Below are 20,646 nucleotides of genomic sequence, written 5' to 3'. Positions count from 1 at the left end.
AGATATCTGCGGAGAATCATCTCATGCGCAACCCTGCGCACGCCCACAAGCATCAGTTCCCGCTGCATGTCCACATTAGTGCGATGTTTACATTTCTGTTGCTCATGCTGGGCACCGTGCTGGGCGTGTTCAACTACCAGCAAACAACCCGCATTATTCTCGGCAGCAGCCAGGATCTGTTTCGCCATATCGAGCAGGTGGTGCAACTCGACTTACTGAACGCCTATCAACCGATACGTAATGTACTGAACCTGTTGGCCCTCAATCCAAATGTCACAACGGATCACGTCGAGTTTAGAACCAGGCTGCTTCAACCCTTTGGACAAATACTCGCAGACAACCCCACGCTGGCAGCGCTCTACATTGGAGATGACAACGGAAATTTTTTCCTCGTCAGAGCCTTGCGTGATCAGGCCACCAGACGCCAGGTTCAAGCCCCACCACAAGCCAGCTACCAGGCCTGGACCATAATCCGCTCTGCACAACAAGCCACGGTCGAGTCAAAAATCCAGTTTTTGGATGCCTCCATGGCACTGTTGGAACAGCGAAGCATCCCCAATGAAACCTATGACCCTCGCGCCCGGAGCTGGTTTATTCCGGCGCTAGCCGATAACAACCAAACCACCACTCGACCTTATTTGTTTTTCACCACTCACGAAGTCGGCACGACGTTAGCCAAACGCAGCGCTGCAAACACGGTGCTCGGGGCAGACGTAACCCTTTCAGAGTTATCAGGCATCCTCGCCAAGCATCAGGCTACGCCCGGTACGCAACTGGTTTTGTTCGGTGACGATGGCCGTGCAGTCGCTTATCCGGATATCAGCAAGTTGTTAACCGCCAAGGATCCCACGCAACTGCCCAAAGTCTCGGAGCTGAGTCCGGCCCTAAGCTATCTGATGAGTCATGGAGCCGACGCGCCGCAACGTCTAAACGACGGCCAACGCCAATGGATTGTTTCGACGCTCAAGGTGAACGACGGCAGCTCCAATGGTTTGAAACTGGCCATGATGATCCCGGAAGACGAACTGCTGGCCGATGCCTACAAGCTGCGATGGCAAGGTGCTCTAGTGACCCTGGCCATCCTGCTGCTGTGCCTGCCACTGGGCTGGCTGGCGTCCCGAATGCTGGTCAGGCCCTTGCAGGCACTGGTGCGCGAAGCCGATGCCATTCGGCGGTTCGATTTCAGCTATCCGCTCAAGCAGCAGTCGCCCGTGCTCGAAATCGATCTGCTGGAGGCGTCTATGGGGCGTATGAAGGAAACGCTCGCCAGCTTCTTTGAAATCACCTCCAGCCTATCGGCGCACACCCGGTTTGAACCTTTATTGCATTCAGTCCTGTTTGAAACCCTAAAGATCGCTCAGGCACAGGCCAGCCTGATCTACCTTACAAAAAACGACAGTACGCAACTGGAACTTAACGGATTGATCATCAATGGCCAGCCCCATGACCTGACAATCCTGCCACAGACTGCACTGGACCCTGACGACAGCCAGAGCCCGGAGTGGCTGCGGGCTCTGTGCCAAGGCAATGACAGTATTACCCGCGCGTTCAACTTTGAGCAGGCGGGCTATTTGCAACCGGTGATGCAAGCACTGGACAGTCACAGTATCCACGTGATCGGTATTCGCCTGCACAACCGCCACAGCGAAACCGTAGGCATTCTGGTACTGGTGCTGAACGACAGTGGCTCCAGTGTCGATCAGGATAACGTGCAGGCTGACCGGGTGGCCTTTATCCAGGCTGTGGCGGGCACAGCCGCAGTCGCGATTGAAAGTCAGCGCCTGCAAGCCAACCAAAAGCAATTGCTGGATGCATTGATTCAACTGCTGGCGGGCGCTATCGACGCCAAAAGCCCATATACCGCCAGCCATTGCCAACGGGTTCCGACCCTCACTCTGATGCTGGCCCGAGCAGCCGCGGCGAACCAGCAGCCACCGTTCGAGCAATACAACCCCACGGATGAACAATGGGAAGCCCTGCGCATCGCCGCCTGGCTACATGACTGCGGCAAAGTCACGACGCCCGAGTACGTAGTCGACAAAGCCACCAAGCTTGAAACTCTGTACGACCGTATTCACGAGATCCGTACCCGCTTTGAAGTGCTCAAACGCGATACGTGGATCAACTACTGGCAAGCGCACGCCTTGGGCGGTAACGAGCAACAGCTGGCCGAACTGCGCGATGCCAGCTTAGCGGCACTGGATGACGACTTCAGCTTCGTCGCCCGGTGCAATCTAGGTGGCGAGGCCATGCTGGAGGCTGATCTTGAGCGTTTGGACGTTATTTCCCTGCGTACCTGGAGCCGAACTCTGGATGATCGCCTGGGAGTCTCCTGGGAAGAAAACAAACGCCAGTCCACCCGCGAGGAGCAAGACCTGCCGGTTACGGAACAGTTGCTGGCCGACAAACCCGAGCACCTATTTCATCGCCCCGAAGCCGACGTGATTGCGCCAGAAAACCCCTGGGGCTTCAAACTCGACGTACCGCAATACAAGTTCAACCGGGGCGAGTTGCACAACTTGAGCATTAAACGCGGCACTTTGACCGGCGAAGAACGCTACATCATCAACAATCACATCGTTCAAACCATCCTTATGCTCAGCAGCCTGCCGTTGCCTGGTTACTTGAGCAACATTACTGAAATCGCGGGAGGCCATCACGAAAAAATGGACGGCAGCGGTTATCCAAAACGCTTGAAGCGTGAGGAGATGAGCCTGGAGTCACGGATGATGGCGATTGCCGATATTTTCGAAGCACTGACTGCTTCGGACCGCCCCTATAAACGCAGCAAGACGTTAAGTGAAGCGCTGAGCATCATGGCCACCATGTGCCGCGATGCTCATATTGACCCGCAGCTGTTCGCACTATTCATGCACGAACAGGTGTATATGCAGTACGCCCAGCAGTTTCTCGCCCCCCAGCAAATCGATTCGATTGATATCGACGCGCTAATGCTAAAGGCCGGGCTGACGGGGTTTTAGCACTCGCTCAGGCGCAAAAAGATCGCAGCCAACGCTTCAACCCCTTGCTGGTCTTGCTCGCTAAACCGGCCGATGCTTGGACTGTCCAGATCGAGAACGCCGATCAGACGGCCATCCTTGATCAGCGGAACAACCAACTCACTGTTTGAGGCGCTGTCGCAAGCAATATGCCCGGCAAACGCGTGCACATCCTCTACCCGCTGTGTTTGCCTGCTCGCTGCCGCAGCCCCGCAAACGCCACGCCCAAAGGGAATGCGCACGCAGGCAATCTGCCCCTGGAACGGGCCCAGCACCAGCTCTTCATTGCGATTGAGGTAAAACCCGGCCCAGTTCAGATCATCCAGCTGGTGATACAAAAACGCCGAAAACTGCGCTGCGTTGGCAATAAAGTCACGTTCATCTGCCAACAACGACTCCAACTGCGCCTGTAACAGGGTGTAGCCGTCCAGGCCTGCACCTGTGGCGTTCAAATCAATCATGCGCTTGCTCCAACAATTTCAAACCAACCCAATACCGCGCGAACTGATAAGCGCAACGACCGTTACGGTTGCCGCGCCCGGTAGCCCAGCGCACAGCCAGGATATCCAGCGCCTCGTCGCGCTGCCACTGCAAGCCGGCCTTGCTGGCCAGCACGTCAATCCAGTGCTCGACCACACTCAGAAAGTGTTCCTGAGTAAATGGATAGAAAGACAGCCAAAGACCGAAACGGTCGGACAAGGCGATCTTGTCTTCCACTGCCTCGTTAGGGTGCAGCTCACCGTCGACGTTCTTCCAGTTTTCGTTGTCGCTTTCCTTTTCCGGCACCAGGTGGCGACGGTTTGACGTTGCGTAGAGCAAAACGTTATCCGGCGCTTGCTCCAACGAACCATCAAGCACACTTTTCAGTACCCGGTAATCACTCTCGCCAGCTTCGAAGGACAAATCATCGCAAAACAGCACAAAGCGCTGCGGTAAACCCTGCAGCTGCTCGACCACACGCGGCAGGTCGGCCAGGTGATCGCGCTCGATTTCAATCAGGCGCAAGCCAGCCCCGGCATATTCAGCGAGCAGAGCCCGGATGATCGAAGACTTGCCTGTACCCCGTGAGCCCCACAGCAGAGCATGGTTGGCCGGTAAACCATCAAGGAACTGTTTAGTGTTGCGGCTCAACTGATCACGCTGTTTATCGACGCCAATCAGGTCCGTAAGGCGCATCTCGAGACTGACCTGCAGCGGCATCAGATAACCTGAGCGACCCTCGCGCTGCCACCGGGCGGCCAGGCAGTCGTTCCACTCAATCGATTCGCGCTGCGCGGGCAGCAGGGGTTCCAGACGTGCAAGCACTGCCTCGGCCCGCTCCAGAAAGGCATCCAGTTTAGAATTCACAACATTTCCTCAGACTGATACACAATGATGGCATATAGCCATGAGTAGACATTTACCCCTCATCCACGTCATGACTCAATTGGTTAGCCATATTTACCGCAGTTTTGCCTGCCGGTTAACCCACTAATCGACTACTCTTGCACGCCGCAAGGAAATGGAAACAGGTGCAGCACCCCATGGATCTAAAACTCACCCAGCGCCTGTCTTTCAAACAAGCAAAGCTGACTGTGCTGGTCGGTTTGGTTCTAGGGGCCATGCTGAGCCTGCTGCAGATCGGCATTGATTATGCCAGTGAAAACGCAGCCATCGATCGCGAAATCCAGTCACTGCTAGAGATCAGTCATAACCCGGCTTCGCGCATTGCCTACAACCTGGATTCAGAGCTTGCCCAGGAGCTGTTGCTGGGTCTGTTGCGCTCACCGGCGATCATCAGCGCACAGATCACCGACAGTGACAACGTGATCCTCGCCTCGGTACAGGATCAACCTGAAAGAGGGCGCTATCGAGCGCTCAGCGATTTCCTGTTTGGTTCCAACCGCTCATTTGCGCAGCGACTGTACTTCAATACCCTGCCCGAACACAGCATGGGCGAATTGCGCCTTGAGGTGGATACCTACCCCTTTGGCAAGCGGTTCTTGCAGCGGGCGGAAGTCACGCTACTCAGCGGTTTTATTCGCGGCGTCATTCTGACTTTCATCCTCCTGGGCCTGTTTTACGTGATGCTGACCAAACCTCTGGTCCGCGTCATTCGTGAGATCAGCAACAGCAAGCCGGGGGACCCCGAGCAATCGAAGGTGCACTGCCCACCCGGCCACGAGGACGATGAAATCGGGGTGCTGGTCAATACCGCCAATCAGCAGTTCGAGGCCATGACCCGCGAGATGGAATATCGACGTCGCGCCGAGAACCGCCTGACCGAGTACCTGGCTCAACTGGAAAACATCGTCTCGGTGCGTACCCAGGAGCTGGAAGCGATTAACGATCAACTGCGTCATTCCAACGAAGAGCTGGAAGCGGCACGCAGCAATGCACTGGAAATGGCCCAGGCCCGGTCGGCATTCCTGGCTAATATGAGCCACGAAATACGCACGCCGCTCAATGGCCTGCTGGGGATGCTGGCACTGTGTCTGGACAGCCCGCTGAATGCCGAGCAACACCAGCAACTGTCGATTGCCCACGACTCGGGCAAGGTCCTGGTCGAACTGCTGAATGACATTCTCGACCTGTCAAAATTCGACGCAGGCCAACTGGAGCTGGAGCATATAGCCTTCGATCTGGGCACCCTGATCGAAGACACCGCCAACCTGTTATCGCAGAACGCAGCGCCCAGCGTAGAGCTGACGTGCTTGATCGACCCGGACTTCCCGGCCTTGGTCCTGGGCGACCCGACCCGGGTACGCCAGATTGTCAGCAATCTGTTATCCAATGCACTGAAGTTCACCCGGTTCGGGCGGGTCGATGTGCGCCTGAGCGCGAAAAACGATCAGGTATGTATCGAAGTGCGTGACACCGGAATCGGGATCGCACAGGAAGCCCAAGCCAGAATATTCAGGCCCTTCACCCAGGCCGGAGCCGGTATCACTCGCCAGTTTGGCGGCACCGGGCTGGGGCTGGCACTGACCAACAGCCTGTGTGAGGTCATGCAGGGGCGACTGACCATCAGTTCGGAAGTCGGCTTTGGCAGCCAGTTTTGTGCCGAGCTGCCCTTACCCTGTCATACCCCTGCCATCACGTTAAACCCGCTATGCGGGCGGGTGGTGGTTGTGAGTGCCGCGAGCAGCGGCCTGAGCGAACTGCTCGGCAGCTATCTGCCGCTTTGGGGGGTGGACTTTAAACGCTATTCCATGGACGACTCACTGGCCGGTACCGACCCGCACCTGTTGATCACCGACTGTCCGGAATGCTTGTTTGGCCTGCGACCCGCCATCACGGCACCGATCCTGCTGGTCACCGCCTACGGCAACTTCATGCCCAGCGACCAGGTCAATGCACTGGCGCCCCTGCAACAAAAAGCCAGGCCTCTTTCGCGCTATGCCCTGTACAAAACCTTGCAGCACTTGTTGCTAAGAGATGATCAGGAGAGCCCGGGCGCTCGAACCAGCAGCACACCTGTTGCGCACCGCGCACGGATACTGCTGGTCGAAGACAACCCGGTCAACCAACTGGTGGCCAAGGGCATGTTGAGCAAACTGGGATGTGAGGTGGTGGTTGCAGCCCACGGCGGCGAAGCTCTGAGCCAGTTGGAGCAGAACGGGTTTGATCTGGTACTGATGGACTGCAATATGCCGGTAATGGATGGCTACGAAGCCACTCGGCAAATTCGCCACCGCGGACGCTGGCCAAAATTGCCCATCGTCGCGCTAACGGCCAACGCCATGCCCGAAGAACGCGAGCGCTGCCGCTCGGCGGGGATGAACGACTACCTGGCCAAACCGTTTCGGCGCGAAGAACTCGCCGCCCTGATCGACACCTGGGTGCCGCCAAAGGCGTAAAAAAGCTAGACCTGTAGCAGCTGCCGAAGGAACGAGGCTGCGTCCGGCGACGCAGTCGACGTAAACCCGGTGAACTCGATGTATCTGAAACACCAAGGCTGAATGGTTTTACGACTGCTGCGCAGCCGAACGCAGCCTCGTTCCTTCGCCAGCTGCTACGTAATCAGGTGTGACCGCTACCCAAGCAGCGCTTCAATATCCGTCTTGAGCGCCTCAGGCTTGGTGGTCGGGGCATAACGCTTGACGCTTTTGCCGTCGCCGCTGATCAGGAATTTGGTGAAATTCCACTTGACCCTCTGTGAACCCAACAGCCCCGGCGCGCGCTTCTTCAGCTGGACAAACAGCGGGTGCGCTTGGCTGCCATTGACGTCAATTTTTTTGAACAGTGGAAACGTCACGCCAAAGTTCAACTCGCAGAACTCGGAAATGGCCGCCTCGTCACCCGGTTCCTGCTGGCCGAACTGGTTACACGGAAAGCCCAGAATCACCAGCCCCTGATCCCTGTACTGCTGCCACAAGGCTTCAAGCCCCTTGTACTGCGGGGTAAAGCCACATTTGCTGGCCGTATTGACCACCAGCAACGCCTTGCCCGCGTAGTCCGCCAGGGTTTTCGGCTCGCCGCCAAGAGTGGTGCACGCAATATCGAGCAGGTTGTCGTTCATGACCGTGCCTCAAAAATTCAGTCGCGGGGAACCAGGTCCAGGCACACCGAGTTGATGCAGTAGCGCAGCCCGGTCGGTGGTGGGCCATCGGGAAACACATGGCCCAAATGCGCATCGCACTTGGCGCAGACCACCTCGGTACGCACCATACCGTGGCTGACGTCACGGATTTCGACCATCGCACTGTCGCCAATCGGTTGATAAAAACTCGGCCAGCCGCAGCCGGAATCAAACTTTGCACTGGAGTCAAACAACGGCTCATTGCAGCAAATACAGTGATAAACGCCGTCAGTTTTAGTCGCGTTGTATTTACCCGAAAACGGCCGCTCGGTGCCTTTAAGACGGCACACGTTGTATTGCTCCGGATCGAGCATCGCCTTCCATTCGTCCAGGGTTTTGTTCAACTTTTCCATGGTTCTGCCTCTGCAACTGAAAAACCCCGACCAGTGGCTTTTCCAGGGGTCGGGTGGCACGTATGATTGCGCCTCGTTAAACGCCAGTCTGGCACCCGCCCTAGCTGCATTCAAACGGATTCTTGAAGCTAAGCGGTGTTTGCCACTGTGTGAAAACACAGAATTCCCCAGAGCCGTGGTTATCACATTGCCTGGATCGTTCATTTTCGGGATCACATCGCCATGCAGGTCAGCAAATCAAACAAGCTCGCCAACGTCTGTTATGACATTCGCGGCCCAGTGCTCAAGCACGCCAAGCGTCTGGAGGAGGAAGGCCAGCGCATCCTCAAGCTGAATATCGGCAACCCGGCACCCTTTGGTTTTGAAGCGCCGGACGAAATCCTTCAGGACGTGATCCGCAACCTGCCAACTTCCCAGGGCTACAGCGATTCCAAGGGTCTGTTCAGCGCACGCAAGGCGGTGATGCAGTACTACCAGCAAAAACAGGTAGAAGGTGTCGGCATTGAAGACATCTACCTGGGCAACGGCGTGTCCGAGCTGATCGTGATGTCGCTGCAAGCGTTGCTTAACAATGGCGACGAAGTGCTGGTGCCGGCCCCCGACTACCCGCTATGGACTGCCGCTGTAACGCTGGCCGGCGGTCATCCGGTGCACTACCTGTGCGACGAGCAGGCCAACTGGTGGCCTGACCTGGCCGATATAAAAGCCAGGATCACGCCCAACACCAAAGCCATGGTCATCATCAACCCGAACAACCCAACGGGCGCGGTGTATTCCAAGGAAGTATTGCTGGGCATGCTGGAGATTGCACGCCAGCACAATCTGGTCGTGTTCTCGGACGAGATCTACGACAAGATTCTTTACGACGACGCCGTACACATTTGTACCGCATCGCTGGCGCCGGACCTGCTGTGCCTGACCTTCAATGGCTTGTCCAAGTCTTACCGGATCGCAGGCTTCCGCTCGGGTTGGATCGCCATCTCCGGGCCAAAGCAAAACGCCCAAAGCTACATCGAAGGCATCGACATGCTGGCCAACATGCGCCTGTGTGCCAACGTACCCAGCCAGCACGCCATTCAGACTGCACTGGGCGGTTACCAGAGCATCAATGATCTGGTCCTGCCGAACGGCCGCTTGCTGGAGCAGCGCAACCGCACATGGGAGCTGCTCAACGACATCCCCGGCGTCAGCTGCGTGAAGCCAATGGGTGCGCTGTATGCGTTTCCGCGTATCGACCCGAAAGTGTGCCCGATCCTCAACGATGAAAAATTCGTGCTCGATCTCCTGCTCTCGGAAAAACTGCTGGTGGTTCAAGGCACGGCGTTCAACTGGCCGTGGCCCGACCACTTCCGCGTCGTTACCCTGCCCCGTGTCGACGAGCTGGAAATGGCCATCGGCCGGATCGGTAACTTCCTGAAGACTTACCGTCAGTAGTTTCTTTATATGCTGTGCGACCAATGAAAAGTCGCACAGCATGTGTCTACTGAAACATTTTTCACTTTTGCTCGCACACCTCCCTCTCTACCGCCACACTCACCTCTAAACCGGGCAATCCCTTGTATTTACGGGGTTTAGATGAACCTTTCGGTTCGAAATAAAGTCGATCTGTATTAGGAAATAACCAGTAGGCGTCTAGAATCAGGCTGTAGGACACAGTTTGAAATAGTCACTCGGTTGAATAGCCTGAGGCAGCACCTTATATACCCGCATACGGCAACACCCCTAAGACGAGGAGATTCTTACAACCATGATGCGCATTCTGCTGTTTTTGGCCACTAACCTGGCGGTCGTGCTGATAGCCAGCATCACCCTGAGCCTGTTTGGCTTTGACGGGTTCATGGCGGCCAACGGGGTTGATCTGAACCTCAGTCAGCTGTTGGTGTTCTGTGCGGTCTTTGGTTTCGCAGGGTCTTTGTTCTCGCTATTCATCTCCAAATGGATGGCGAAGATGAGCACCAGCACCCAGGTGATCACTCAGCCTCGTACTCGTCATGAACAATGGTTGATGCAAACCGTTGAACAATTGTCCCGCGAAGCCGGGATCAAAATGCCTGAAGTGGGGATTTTCCCCGCATACGAAGCAAATGCCTTTGCCACTGGCTGGAATAAAAACGATGCATTGGTCGCCGTCAGCCAGGGTTTGCTGGAACGCTTTTCGCCCGATGAAGTGAAAGCGGTACTGGCTCACGAAATCGGCCACGTAGCCAACGGGGACATGGTCACCCTGGCACTGGTGCAGGGCGTGGTGAACACCTTCGTGATGTTCTTCGCCCGTATCATCGGCAACTTTGTCGACAAGGTGGTGTTCAAAAACGACGAAGGTCGCGGTATTGCCTACTACGTCGCAACCATCTTTGCCGAACTGGTTCTGGGCTTCCTGGCCAGCGCCATTGTGATGTGGTTCTCGCGCAAACGTGAGTTCCGGGCTGACGAAGCCGGTGCCCAGCTTGCAGGCACAGCGGCCATGATCAGCGCCCTGCAGCGCTTGCGCTCCGAGCAGGGCCTGCCGGTGCACATGCCGGACACCATGGCGGCTTTCGGCATCAACGGCGGCCTCAAGCAAGGCCTGGCACGGATGTTCATGAGCCACCCGCCTCTGGAAGAACGTATCGATGCACTGCGTCGCCGCGGTTAACTCCACGGCAAACACAAAAAAGGGCGACTACGGTCGCCCTTTTTTGTGTCCGCATTGTGGGTCAGGCGGTTTTTTTCAGGCTATACACCCGCTCCACCAGACGCGTAACGCCGCCCTTGAGGAACTTCCACTCCTGATCCAGCACATCCGGCTGCTCGATGATGTCCAGTGCCCAGGCAGACGCCAGCAGGCTCTGCACCTCGGCGTCCGGCACCGAAAACGGCGGGCCTTTCATCTGTGACTGGTCGTAATCGAGAGTAATCAACAGTCCCTGGCAACCAGGTGCAAGGATTTGCGTCAGATGCCGAGCGTAGGCTGCACGCATCTCGGGCGGGAATGCGATCATCGCCGCCCGGTCGTACAGCCCCACACAGGAAGCGACATCGGTCGCGGTCAGGGCAAAGACATCACCGCACAAGATCGTCACCGGGCCCGCCTCGTACACCTTGAAGGCACCCTGCTGACGAATCTGTGGCTCGACCTGCTGTTCGCTGAAAAACTGCTCCACGGCCGTCTGTGTCAGCTCTATGCCCAACACTTCAAAGCCATTGGCCGCCAACCAACTCATATCCAGGCTTTTACCGCATAACGGCACCAGCACACGACCGCCCGGCGCCAGCTCAAGCTTGCCCCACAGACGCTGAAGGTAAGGATTGACCTGCTGCAGGTGAAAGCCGATCTGATTGCGGTCCCAGCGGTCGTGCCAAAATTCGGGCTGCATGATTCACCTTTAAATTCGATAGATAAGCACTAAAACTTATATTGGATTTAGATCAATGATCAGGATGAAGATGACACATCTTAACCTTGAGGACGTCTTTCATGCTTCCCAGCCTGTTTATCTCCCACGGTTCGCCAATGCTGGCACTGGAACCGGGCGCTAGTGGCCCGGCGCTCAAGCGCCTGGCAACCGAGCTGCCTCGTCCAAAAGCCATTGTGCTGGTTTCCGCGCACTGGGAAAGCACCGATCTGCGGGTCGCCAGCAACCCGGCCCCCGAGACCTGGCATGACTTTGGGGGCTTCCCGCCTGCGCTGTTTGCCGTGCAATACCCCGCCCCCGGCGAACCGGCGCTGGCGGCCCGGATTGTGCAACTGCTGGCAGACCACGGTTTACCGGCCCGACTGGACGCCAAACGGCCTTTCGACCACGGCGCCTGGGTGCCGTTGTCGCTAATGTACCCGGCAGCCGATATCCCTGTGGTACAGATTTCACTGCCAAGCCAGCTGGGCCCGATGGCCCAGACAGAGGTCGGGCGGGCACTGGCCGCATTGCGCAGCGAAGACATCCTGATCATCGGCTCGGGCAGCATCACCCACAACCTGCGCGAACTCGACTGGCATGCAGGCCCCGAGAGCATAGAACCTTGGGCCAAGGCCTTTCGTGACTGGATGATCGAAAAGCTCGCCGCTGATGATCAGACGGCGCTGCACGACTATCGAAAACAGGCGCCTTTTGCAGCCAAAAACCATCCCAGCGATGAACACCTGCTACCACTGTACTTCGCCCGCGGCGCAGGCGGCCCGTTCAGCATCGCGCACCAAGGCTGGACGTTGGGCGCGCTGGGGATGGATATCTATAAATTTGGTTAGTTTGGTGCAACGCAAAACCTACCGGACGAATCGATATTGCTATGCAAAACACTTGCGTAGCAGTTGCCGAAGGAACGAGGCTACGTCCGGCGGCGAAGCCGTCGAAAAATCTGACACCCCTACAGATCAGACAAATCCCGGACTCAGGATTTACGGTCGCTACGCAACCGAACGTAGCCTCGTTCCTTCGGCAACTGCTACGGGAGCCCCTCCTCAAAGGGCTGGTTTTTTCGTGGAATTGCAGACAAAAAAAATCCCCGAACCAGTCGGGGATTTTTTTAGCGATCAATCACAGCAAGCTGTAATTAATCTTCGCGGTAGCGACGCAGCTTCAGCTGCTTGCCAGCAACGCGGGTGTCTTTCAGTTTGGCCAGCAAACTTTCCAGACCTACTTCCGGCAGTTCTACCAGGCTGAAGCTGTCACGCACCTGGATGCGACCGATAGCTTCACGAGCCAGGCCACCCTCGTTGAGGATAGCGCCCAGCAGGTTCTTGGCAGCGATACCATCACGCGCACCCAGCGCGGTACGGCAACGAGCACGGCCTTCGGCCAATGGAACCGGAGCACGACGCTCACGATCACCACGGTCCGGACGGTCGCCAGTACGCTCGGACGAACGCTCACGCGGTGCGCTGTTAGGCACCAGTGGACGGTCGCGTTCGATCGCAGCCAGAGTCAGAGCCTGACCATTGGTTGCTTTGCGCAGCAGAGCAGCAGCCAGAGCACGCGGGCTGCAACCGATATCGGCAATCAGGCGATCCAGCAGATCACCGTGAGTCGATTCAGCGTCAGCTACCAGAGGTGTCAGGCTGTTGGTCAACTTCTTGATGCGAGCATCGAGAACAGCTTGGGCATCCGGCAGGCGGACTTCAGCAACTTTCTGACCGGTTACACGCTCGATCACTTGCAGCATGCGGCGCTCGCGAGGAGTTACCAGCAGCAGTGCGCGACCTTCGCGACCTGCACGGCCAGTACGGCCGATACGGTGAACGTAGGACTCTGGATCGTAAGGCATGTCAACGTTGAACACGTGAGTGATACGTGGAACATCAAGACCACGAGCAGCAACGTCGGTCGCCACAACGATGTCCAGACGGCCATCCTTGAGGGATTCGATTACGCGCTCACGCTGGTTCTGGGCAATGTCACCGTTCAGCGCAGCAGCTTTATAGCCTTTGGCTTCAAGGGCGCTGGCCAGATCCAGGGTCGCTTGCTTGGTGCGTACGAACATGATCAGGGCGTCGAAATCTTCAACTTCCAGCAGGCTCAATACAGCCGAGGTCTTCTGGTCAGCGTGAACCAACAGGTGAGCCTGTTCGATCGCGGTAACGGTCTGAGTCTTGGTCTGGATCTTCACGTGTTGCGGATCGCGCAGATGGCGTTCAGCAATGGCACGGATCGACTGCGGCAAGGTTGCCGAGAACAATACGGTCTGACGGGTTGGAGGCAGAGCCTTGAAGATAACTTCAAGATCGTCCATGAAACCCAGTTTCAACATTTCGTCAGCTTCGTCCAGAACCAGGTGGTTCACGGTCGACAGTACTTTTTCGTCACGACGCAGGTGGTCGCACAGACGGCCCGGAGTGGCGACAACGATCTGTGCGCCATTACGGATTGCTTTCAGTTGTGGACCCATAGGGGCGCCGCCGTAAACGGCCACAACGGTAACACCAGGCATTTGCTTGGCGTAGGTTTCGAAAGCGGTTGCTACTTGCAGCGCCAACTCACGGGTTGGCGCCAGGATCAGGGCTTGCGGCTCGCGCTTAGCAGGATCGATGCGGTGCAGGATCGGCAGTGCGAACGCGGCGGTTTTACCCGTACCGGTTTGCGCCTGACCAATCATGTCGTGACCGGCCATAATGATCGGGATCGATTGATGCTGAATAGCCGAAGGTTCTTCGTAGCCAGTCGCGATGACAGCTGCAAGAATGTTCGGATTAAGATTAAAAGCGGCGAAGCCGCCGGTTTCCTGGGTCATGGGTCTGCCTCTAAGTGCATCCGCAAAGACCCATGCTCCAAAGCTGCGCATGCCGTGTAAGACTCAAGAGTCGCCCTGGCTGCTTTGTCGGCGGGGATTTGCGAAAACGTTAAATGAATGGAGCGTTCAGGGGTTGTCCGCGAAACGGACGAGCAGCCGAAGCGTGCTTCGGGAAATGCGACACCTAAACGTGGCCCGGCTAAAGGCCGGCGCGCACTATACCGGATTTATCAAAAAAAAGAAGCGTTTTTTTGGGGCACAATCGTCTGTACCCCTCTATAGACCGGGCTTTAACGATATTTTCGTGCGCAAAAAAACGTTTAATGCCTGATGGCTCTGGGGCAGACGCTAAAACGTTTCATCCTTGGGCATCAGGTCGCAGGGCGAATCGCCTTGATCAGCGACTCCAGCGAATAGCCCAAACGCGGCGCCAGAGCCTGTGCCCGAGCGGTCAGCGCGTCGATATCCAGCGTCTGCTCAAGATCGGCCGGCACCATCAGAATGACATTACCCTCTTTAACTGGCAGCTCCCAATAATGGCGGTGATACAGGCCGCGCAGCAAGGCAGCGCCCAGCGGCTTGCCGTCATCGGTGGCCCATTGATTGATGATGAGCCAGCCGTTGGGGGAGAGCTTTTTCTGACAGCTTTCGAGGAATGTCCACGCCAGGTGACCAGTGGCGGGCCCCAAGTCGTTATAAAGGTCAACAAAGATCAGGTCCGCAGATTCGGCGCTGTCCAACAGTTCGAGCGCGTCGCCAATGCGGATATACAGCCGCGGGTCATCGTCCAGGCCCAGATACTCAATGGCCAGGCGTGGCACATCCGGGCGCAGCTCAATGGCTTCGACGTCTTCAAGAGGCAAGAACTTGAGGCAAGCCTGTGTCAGGGTTCCGGCACCAAGGCCCAGGAACAACGCGCTCTCGGGAGCCTCATGGCACAGCGCACCGATCAACATGGCGCGGGTGTAGTCGTATTCCAGCCAGCTGGGATCAGCGGTGAATACGCAACTTTGCTCGATCGCATCGCCAAATTCGAGGAAACGGTAGTCAGCCACCTCCAGCACTCGAATCATGCCGAAGTCATCATGGACTTCAGCGAGCAGACGCTCTACGCGCTCCTCAGACATTTCCTCTCCTTGCCGCGCTCCGGTACTCCCCGCAACGCTGTAAAAAACAACCACTCGGTGTCGAGCGCAAAGGCGCGATTGTCGGCCATTGCAGCGCGACAGGTCACGCACTAATTGCTGCTAATATGGGCCACCCCCTACAAATACTAGAGTCTGCGATGAGCCCAATCTGGACCCCTGACAGCTGGCGCGCCCTGCCGATCCAGCAACAACCCCACTACCCTGACGCGGCCCACCTGCTGCGCGTCGAGCAAAGCCTGGCCAGTTACCCGCCACTGGTATTTGCCGGAGAAGCCCGGGAACTGCGCCGACAGTTCGCCGAAGTCACTCAAGGTCGGGCGTTTTTACTTCAGGGCGGCGATTGCGCCGAAAGCTTTGCGGAGTTTTCAGCGGCAAAAATTCGCGACACCTTCAAGGTCCTGCTGCAAATGGCCATTGTCATGACCTTCGCGGCAGGCTGCCCGGTGGTCAAGGTCGGCCGCATGGCCGGGCAATTCGCCAAGCCGCGCTCGGCCAATGACGAAACGATCAACGGCGTGACACTGCCGGCCTATCGCGGCGATATCGTCAACGGCATCGGCTTCGATGAAAAAAGCCGGGTACCCGACCCGGAGCGTTTGCTGCAGTCCTATCACCAGTCCACTGCCACGCTGAACCTGCTGCGCGCCTTTGCCCAGGGCGGCTTTGCCGACCTGCATCAGGTACACAAGTGGAACCTGGACTTTATTGCCAACTCAGCCCTGGCTGAGAAATACAGCCAGCTGGCCAATCGCATCGACGAGACCCTGGCCTTTATGCGCGCCTGCGGCATGGACAGCTCGCCACAATTGCGCGAAACCAGCTTCTTCACTGCCCACGAAGCACTGCTGCTGAACTACGAAGAAGCCTTCGTGCGCCGCGACAGCTTGACCAACGATTACTACGATTGCTCGGCACACATGCTGTGGATCGGCGACCGCACGCGCCAACTCGACGGCGCCCACGTCGAGTTCCTGCGCGGGGTCAACAACCCGATCGGGGTCAAGGTTGGCCCGAGCATGAATAACGAGGACTTGATCCGTCTGATCGACATCCTCAACCCGGACAACGATCCGGGCCGCCTCAACCTGATCGTGCGCATGGGCGCCGACAAGGTGGGCGATCACTTGCCGCAATTGATCCGCGCCGTAGAGGGCGAAGGCAAGCAAGTGCTGTGGAGCTGCGACCCGATGCACGCTAATACCATCAAGGCCAGCAGCGGCTACAAGACCCGTGATTTCGCGCAGATCCTTGGCGAGGTGAAGCAGTTCTTCCAGGTCCACGAGGCTGAAGGCAGCTACGCAGGCGGGATTCACATCGAGATGACCGGGCAGAACGTCACCGAGTGCATCGGCGGCGCCAACCCGATTACCGAAGACGGCCTGTCGGACCGCTACCACACCCACTGCGACCCGCGCATGAACGCCGATCAGTCGCTGGAACTGGCGTTTTTGATTGCCGAGACGTTGAAACAGGTCAAACGCTGACCTTCTGCCAAATCCACAAACCCTGTGGGAGCTGGCAAGCCAGCTCCTACAGGCTATCAAGGCGAGCTTGCCTTACTTGTTAAACGGATCGTCCCAAAAAGCCCGATGGCTTTCTGCTTCGATCTCCGCCCTGCTCAACCCAAGATCTTTCAGTGCTGCATCGCTGATCCGCCTCAGGTACGCCCTTTCCCGCGACAGTTGATACCAGCGGGAAATACGGGCAATCCACCTCACTCCTGTTTGACCTTTCATCACTTGAGACCTCCTGGGGTATGGCTCAAGTCTCGACCCAGGCTTAAGATCAATCCAACGAATGTTTCTTATGCGATACATCTGCGAGATTGATCAATGGCCGAGTTCCCCAGTATCGACACCGACTTGCTGCGCACCTTTGCCGCGATCGCCGATCACGGTGGCTTTACCCGGGCCGCCGAAGTGGTCAATCGCACGCAGTCGGCGGTCAGCATGCAGATGAAACGGCTGGAAGAAGACGTGCTGCAATGTGCACTGTTCCAGCGCGAGGGGCGCAATGTCAGCCTGACCCCCGAGGGCCATGTGCTGCTCGGTTATGCGCGACGCATCCTCAAGCTGCACAGCGAAGTGTTCAACACTCTGCGCCAGCCGCATATGGTGGGCACGGTCAAAATCGGTTCGCCAGATGACTATGTGATGCGCTTTTTGCCCGGAGTGTTGTCGCGTTTTGCACAGGATTACCCACTGATCAACGTCGAAGTGCATTGCGAGCCGTCAGCCCTGCTGCTGCAACGCAACGATCTGGACCTGACCATCGTGACCCGCAAGCCCGGTAGCGAAATCGGCCAGATCCTGCGTCAGGAACGTTTTGTCTGGATGGTGGCCCAAGGCTTTGCGCCCCACGAACAAGCGATTTTGCCGCTGGCGATGTTCAATACCGACTGTTTTTGCCGGACCTGGGCCTGCAATGCGCTGGATGTTCAGCAGCGCGAATACCGGGTCGCGTATACCAGCGCCAGCCTGGCGGCGATTAACGCCGTGGTCAGTACCGGGCTGGCCGTGACCGCCCAGCTGGAAAGCCTGCTGACTCCCGACCTGCGGATTATTGGCGAGGCAGAGAACCTGCCGCAGCTACCCTCCGCCAGCATTGAACTGCTACGCAAACCCAACAGCGCGTCGTCGCCCATCATCGAGTGCTTTGCCGAGTACATCGTCGAAGGCTTCAAGCTTTGATCGCGAGCAACCCCGCACACACCAGCAAAAAGGCACAGTACCAGCCGCGCAACATGCGCTCGGGCATCGCATGAGCGAGCTTGACCCCCCAACTGATGCTCAACAGACCACCGATGGCCATTGGCACACCCATGACCCAGTTGACCTCGTCATGCACCGCGTACGTCAATAACGTGACGGCGGTGCTCGGCGCGGCCAAGGCCAGCGACAGGCCCTGAGCCACAATTTGCGAGGTGCCGAACACGCTCGTCAGCACTGGCGCAGCCACCACCGCCCCGCCGACACCAAACAGCCCGCCCGTGGTGCCCGCCAGAACGCCCAGCGCACCATACCAAGGCCAGCCGTAGCGTGAACCGGCCACCGGCTGTGCGGACGAGCTGTACAGCTTGATCAGGTTGTACAGGGTAATTGCCAGTAGAAAGCCGATAAAGCCCCAGCGAATACTGCGTGGATCCACACCCACCGCGAGCATTGCCCCGAGCCAGGCGAAACAAAAACTCATCAGCACCAGCGGCACGGCCTGACGCAGATCGATCTTGTTGCGCTGGTGATAGCGATACAGGGCGAGAAACACATTGGGCACCGACATGACCAGCGCAGTACCTTGCGCCAACTGCTGGTCCAGCCCGAACCACAACCCCAATACCGGGATCGCGATCAAGCCGCCGCCTATCCCGAACAACCCGCCCATCGCCCCCAGGGCAAGACCCAGGGCGGTATACATTGCAAAATCGATCAGCATTGCAGCCCCTCTTTGTGAGCGCCCATGCTAACCAGTCACTGACCCGGGGCAAAGCTCTAAACCGGGGCTTTTTCACGGGTAAAAAAAAGCCCGACCATAAGGCCGGGCTTTTTCAGCGTGCGGTTAACGCAAGGTTTAAACCTTGGCGCGGCCCTTGTAGGAACCACCGTCACGGGTATCGATTTCGATCCAGTCGCCGATTTCAACGAAATCTGCAACGCTCAGCTCGGTACCGTTTTTCAGTTTGGCAGGCTTCATCACCTTGCCCGAAGTGTCGCCGCGAGCGGAACCTTCGGTGTAGTCAACCTGACGCACGATAGTGGTCGGCAGCTCTACGGATACCAGACGGTCTTCGAAGAAGATCGCTTCGCAAACGTCGGTCATGCCTTCTTCAACGAATGGCAGAACAGCTTCGATGTCTTCAGCGTTCAGCTCGTACATGGTGTAGTCAGTGGTGTCCATGAACGTGTAGGTGTCGCCGCTGATGAAGGACAGGGTCGCTTCTTTGCGATCCAGGATCACGTCTTCCAGCTTGTCGTCAGCGCTGTATACGATTTCAGTCTTGTAGCCAGTCAGCAGGTTTTTCAGCTTGGTCTTCATGATTGCGCTGTTACGACCGGACTTGGTGAATTCAGCTTTCTGAACCAACCAAGGGTCGTTTTCGAGCTTGATGACTGTACCGGGTTTAAGCTCTTTACCAGTTTTCATTACGAATATCCGAATTTGGATTGAGATTTACAAAAATCTAGGCCGCGTATCATATCCAATTTCTATAAAACAGTACTAGCGCTTGCGCAAGATCGGCCTGCAATGACTGTTCCAGACACCAGCGCTCGGCATGCGCAGTGATCTCTGGCCAGTGTTCAAGCAGCAAATTCCAGCTTTGTGCCATATCGCCGCCGCTATTCCAGGCGTGCCACATGCCGGTAAATGCCTGGGCTGCGGCGGGTGAAAGGTCTTTGACATACAAAGCGAGGAACGCGTTGAGCTTGACCCAGTGCGCATCCTCTTCCTGCTCATAAATGTGCCAAAGCAGCGGGCGACCCGCCCATTGCGCCCGCACAAAAGAGTCTTCGCCGCGTACCGCGTTGAAATCACAGCTCCATAACAGGTGGTCGTAATCCTCCTGACGGACGAACGGCAAGGTCTGAACGGTCAAGGCTCCACGCTGTTCGACAGACCCCAGGGCCAGTTGATCGACGCCGAGCCAGCGCAGCAAATCACCCATGATCCGCCCCTGCGGCACCAGCAGATGGGTCGGCACGCTGCCAGCTGCCATCGCATCCAGCCAACTGGCCAACCCGGTGTTTTCATAGGCAAACAAGGACACCAGGCGCGCATTACTGGCCGGAAAAACACCCAGCCCCTGCAAAAATGCCTGCCTGACCTGCGGGTCCTGCTCAAAGGCGCGACGACGTTGCAACACATCGGCTTCGCGCAGCAGGCCGCCGGTCCCTGTGTCAAACCCTGGAAAGAAGAACATCCGCTTCAGTCCATCGGGCCGCATGGAAGGCAAGCCGTGACAACCGCTGACCCAGTCTTCGGCACTCAAGTACTCGAGGTTGATCCACAATGCAGGCGTTGCACGGGCCTTCATCGCCTGCAAATAGCCTTCAGGCAGTTTGCAGGCGAAGGCCTCGACCACCACGTCAGCGACATCGGTCGGCTGCCACTGCTCTGGCCACTGGCACACCTCGACCCCCTGCTGCCATTGGCGCGCAGCATTGACATCCGCCTCGGGGCACAACGGCACGAACGCCCGCAGATCATCGACCCACAGCCGCACGCCCAGCTGATGTTCGGCCACCAATTGCCGGGCCAGGCGCCAGGTCACACCAATGTCGCCGTAGTTATCGACCACACTGCAAAAAACATCCCAGGAGGCTTTCATTCCGGGCTCCAACATTCAAAGGGCTGATTGTCCGCATAATTCAACGCGTACAGAAGGT

18 protein-coding genes are annotated in these 20,646 nt (G+C 57.3%); 7 read left to right on the top strand and 11 right to left on the bottom strand.

Annotated elements, in window-relative coordinates; translation table 11 throughout:
* The first annotated feature begins 23 nt into the window (after window positions 1-23).
* On the top strand, window positions 24-2,981 hold the full coding sequence (locus V6L79_RS09995) for an HD domain-containing phosphohydrolase (RefSeq protein ID WP_338580141.1): 2,958 nt from the start codon (window positions 24-26) through the stop codon (window positions 2,979-2,981).
* Here the strand turns inward: V6L79_RS09995 and V6L79_RS09990 are convergent.
* Together V6L79_RS09990 and V6L79_RS09985 are read right to left on the bottom strand one after the other, a co-directional pair.
* The gene (locus tag V6L79_RS09990) at window positions 2,978-3,460 is read right to left on the bottom strand and encodes a GAF domain-containing protein (protein WP_261741421.1); all 483 of its coding nucleotides are present in this window, start codon (window positions 3,458-3,460) and stop codon (window positions 2,978-2,980) included. The two genes, V6L79_RS09995 and V6L79_RS09990, sit on opposite strands and share 4 nt — an antisense overlap.
* The gene (locus V6L79_RS09985) at window positions 3,453-4,346 is read right to left on the bottom strand and encodes an ATP-binding protein (protein ID WP_261741420.1); all 894 of its coding nucleotides are present in this window, start codon (window positions 4,344-4,346) and stop codon (window positions 3,453-3,455) included. The genes V6L79_RS09990 and V6L79_RS09985 overlap by 8 nt, the downstream gene beginning before the upstream one ends.
* A gap of 176 nt (window positions 4,347-4,522) precedes the next feature.
* On the opposite strand from V6L79_RS09985, the gene V6L79_RS09980 reads away from it, so the two are divergent.
* On the top strand, window positions 4,523-6,838 hold the full coding sequence (locus V6L79_RS09980; protein WP_261741419.1) for a response regulator: 2,316 nt from the start codon (window positions 4,523-4,525) through the stop codon (window positions 6,836-6,838).
* 176 nt (window positions 6,839-7,014) lie between these two features.
* Here the strand turns inward: V6L79_RS09980 and V6L79_RS09975 are convergent, their stop codons facing one another.
* Both V6L79_RS09975 and msrB read right to left on the bottom strand, forming a co-directional pair.
* On the bottom strand, window positions 7,015-7,500 hold the full coding sequence (locus tag V6L79_RS09975; protein ID WP_261741418.1) for a glutathione peroxidase: 486 nt from the start codon (window positions 7,498-7,500) through the stop codon (window positions 7,015-7,017).
* A gap of 17 nt (window positions 7,501-7,517) precedes the next feature.
* Window positions 7,518-7,913, bottom strand: coding sequence for a peptide-methionine (R)-S-oxide reductase MsrB (gene msrB, locus V6L79_RS09970; protein WP_261741417.1), 396 nt, complete (start codon window positions 7,911-7,913; stop codon window positions 7,518-7,520).
* A gap of 222 nt (window positions 7,914-8,135) precedes the next feature.
* Here msrB and V6L79_RS09965 point away from each other — a divergent pair, with 222 nt between their 5' ends.
* Window positions 8,136-9,347 carry a pyridoxal phosphate-dependent aminotransferase gene (locus V6L79_RS09965; RefSeq protein ID WP_261741416.1) on the top strand — a complete coding sequence of 404 codons (1,212 nt, stop codon included), beginning with the start codon at window positions 8,136-8,138 and terminating at the stop codon, window positions 9,345-9,347.
* Between the two features lie 313 nt (window positions 9,348-9,660).
* Window positions 9,661-10,548 (top strand): protease HtpX, encoded by an 888-nt coding sequence (gene htpX, locus V6L79_RS09960; RefSeq protein WP_003446575.1) that lies wholly within the window; start codon window positions 9,661-9,663, stop codon window positions 10,546-10,548.
* A 61-nt stretch (window positions 10,549-10,609) separates the two neighbouring features.
* Here htpX and V6L79_RS09955 read toward each other — a convergent pair whose 3' ends face one another.
* The gene (locus tag V6L79_RS09955; protein WP_261741415.1) at window positions 10,610-11,269 is read right to left on the bottom strand and encodes a thiopurine S-methyltransferase; all 660 of its coding nucleotides are present in this window, start codon (window positions 11,267-11,269) and stop codon (window positions 10,610-10,612) included.
* A gap of 101 nt (window positions 11,270-11,370) precedes the next feature.
* Here V6L79_RS09955 and V6L79_RS09950 point away from each other — a divergent pair, with 101 nt between their 5' ends.
* Window positions 11,371-12,138, top strand: a complete 768-nt coding sequence (locus V6L79_RS09950; protein WP_261741414.1) for a class III extradiol ring-cleavage dioxygenase — start codon at window positions 11,371-11,373, stop codon at window positions 12,136-12,138.
* A gap of 305 nt (window positions 12,139-12,443) precedes the next feature.
* Here V6L79_RS09950 and V6L79_RS09945 read toward each other — a convergent pair whose 3' ends face one another.
* Together V6L79_RS09945 and V6L79_RS09940 are read right to left on the bottom strand one after the other, a co-directional pair.
* On the bottom strand, window positions 12,444-14,117 hold the full coding sequence (locus V6L79_RS09945) for a DEAD/DEAH box helicase (RefSeq protein ID WP_321836010.1): 1,674 nt from the start codon (window positions 14,115-14,117) through the stop codon (window positions 12,444-12,446).
* A gap of 371 nt (window positions 14,118-14,488) precedes the next feature.
* On the bottom strand, window positions 14,489-15,244 hold the full coding sequence (locus V6L79_RS09940) for a spermidine synthase (protein WP_261741412.1): 756 nt from the start codon (window positions 15,242-15,244) through the stop codon (window positions 14,489-14,491).
* A 158-nt stretch (window positions 15,245-15,402) separates the two neighbouring features.
* Between V6L79_RS09940 and V6L79_RS09935 the strand changes: the two genes are divergently transcribed.
* Window positions 15,403-16,749 carry a class II 3-deoxy-7-phosphoheptulonate synthase gene (locus V6L79_RS09935; protein ID WP_261741411.1) on the top strand — a complete coding sequence of 449 codons (1,347 nt, stop codon included), beginning with the start codon at window positions 15,403-15,405 and terminating at the stop codon, window positions 16,747-16,749.
* A gap of 72 nt (window positions 16,750-16,821) precedes the next feature.
* Here V6L79_RS09935 and V6L79_RS09930 read toward each other — a convergent pair whose 3' ends face one another.
* Entirely contained in the window at window positions 16,822-17,001 is a 180-nt protein-coding gene (locus V6L79_RS09930) for a DUF1127 domain-containing protein (RefSeq protein WP_321836491.1), read from the bottom strand.
* A gap of 96 nt (window positions 17,002-17,097) precedes the next feature.
* On the opposite strand from V6L79_RS09930, the gene V6L79_RS09925 reads away from it, so the two are divergent.
* On the top strand, window positions 17,098-17,955 hold the full coding sequence (locus V6L79_RS09925; RefSeq protein WP_261741410.1) for a LysR family transcriptional regulator: 858 nt from the start codon (window positions 17,098-17,100) through the stop codon (window positions 17,953-17,955).
* Here V6L79_RS09925 and V6L79_RS09920 read toward each other — a convergent pair.
* From V6L79_RS09920 to earP, 3 genes are all read right to left on the bottom strand, one after another.
* A complete protein-coding gene (locus tag V6L79_RS09920; RefSeq protein WP_261741409.1) occupies window positions 17,945-18,697 on the bottom strand; it encodes a sulfite exporter TauE/SafE family protein in 753 nt (250 codons plus the stop codon). The genes V6L79_RS09925 and V6L79_RS09920 overlap by 11 nt on opposite strands.
* 135 nt (window positions 18,698-18,832) lie before the next feature.
* On the bottom strand, window positions 18,833-19,405 hold the full coding sequence (locus V6L79_RS09915) for an elongation factor P (protein ID WP_016780001.1): 573 nt from the start codon (window positions 19,403-19,405) through the stop codon (window positions 18,833-18,835).
* Window positions 19,406-19,454: 49 nt separating this feature from the next.
* Window positions 19,455-20,588, bottom strand: coding sequence for an elongation factor P maturation arginine rhamnosyltransferase EarP (gene earP / locus V6L79_RS09910; protein WP_338580140.1), 1,134 nt, complete (start codon window positions 20,586-20,588; stop codon window positions 19,455-19,457).
* Between the last annotated feature and the right edge of the window lie 58 nt (window positions 20,589-20,646).

This window comes from Pseudomonas sp. ML2-2023-6, from assembly GCF_037055265.1.
Taxonomy (GTDB): Bacteria; Pseudomonadota; Gammaproteobacteria; order Pseudomonadales; family Pseudomonadaceae; genus Aquipseudomonas; species Aquipseudomonas kulmbachensis.
Note: the sequence above shows the minus strand (reverse complement) of the source record. Positions and strands in the feature narration are given on the sequence as shown.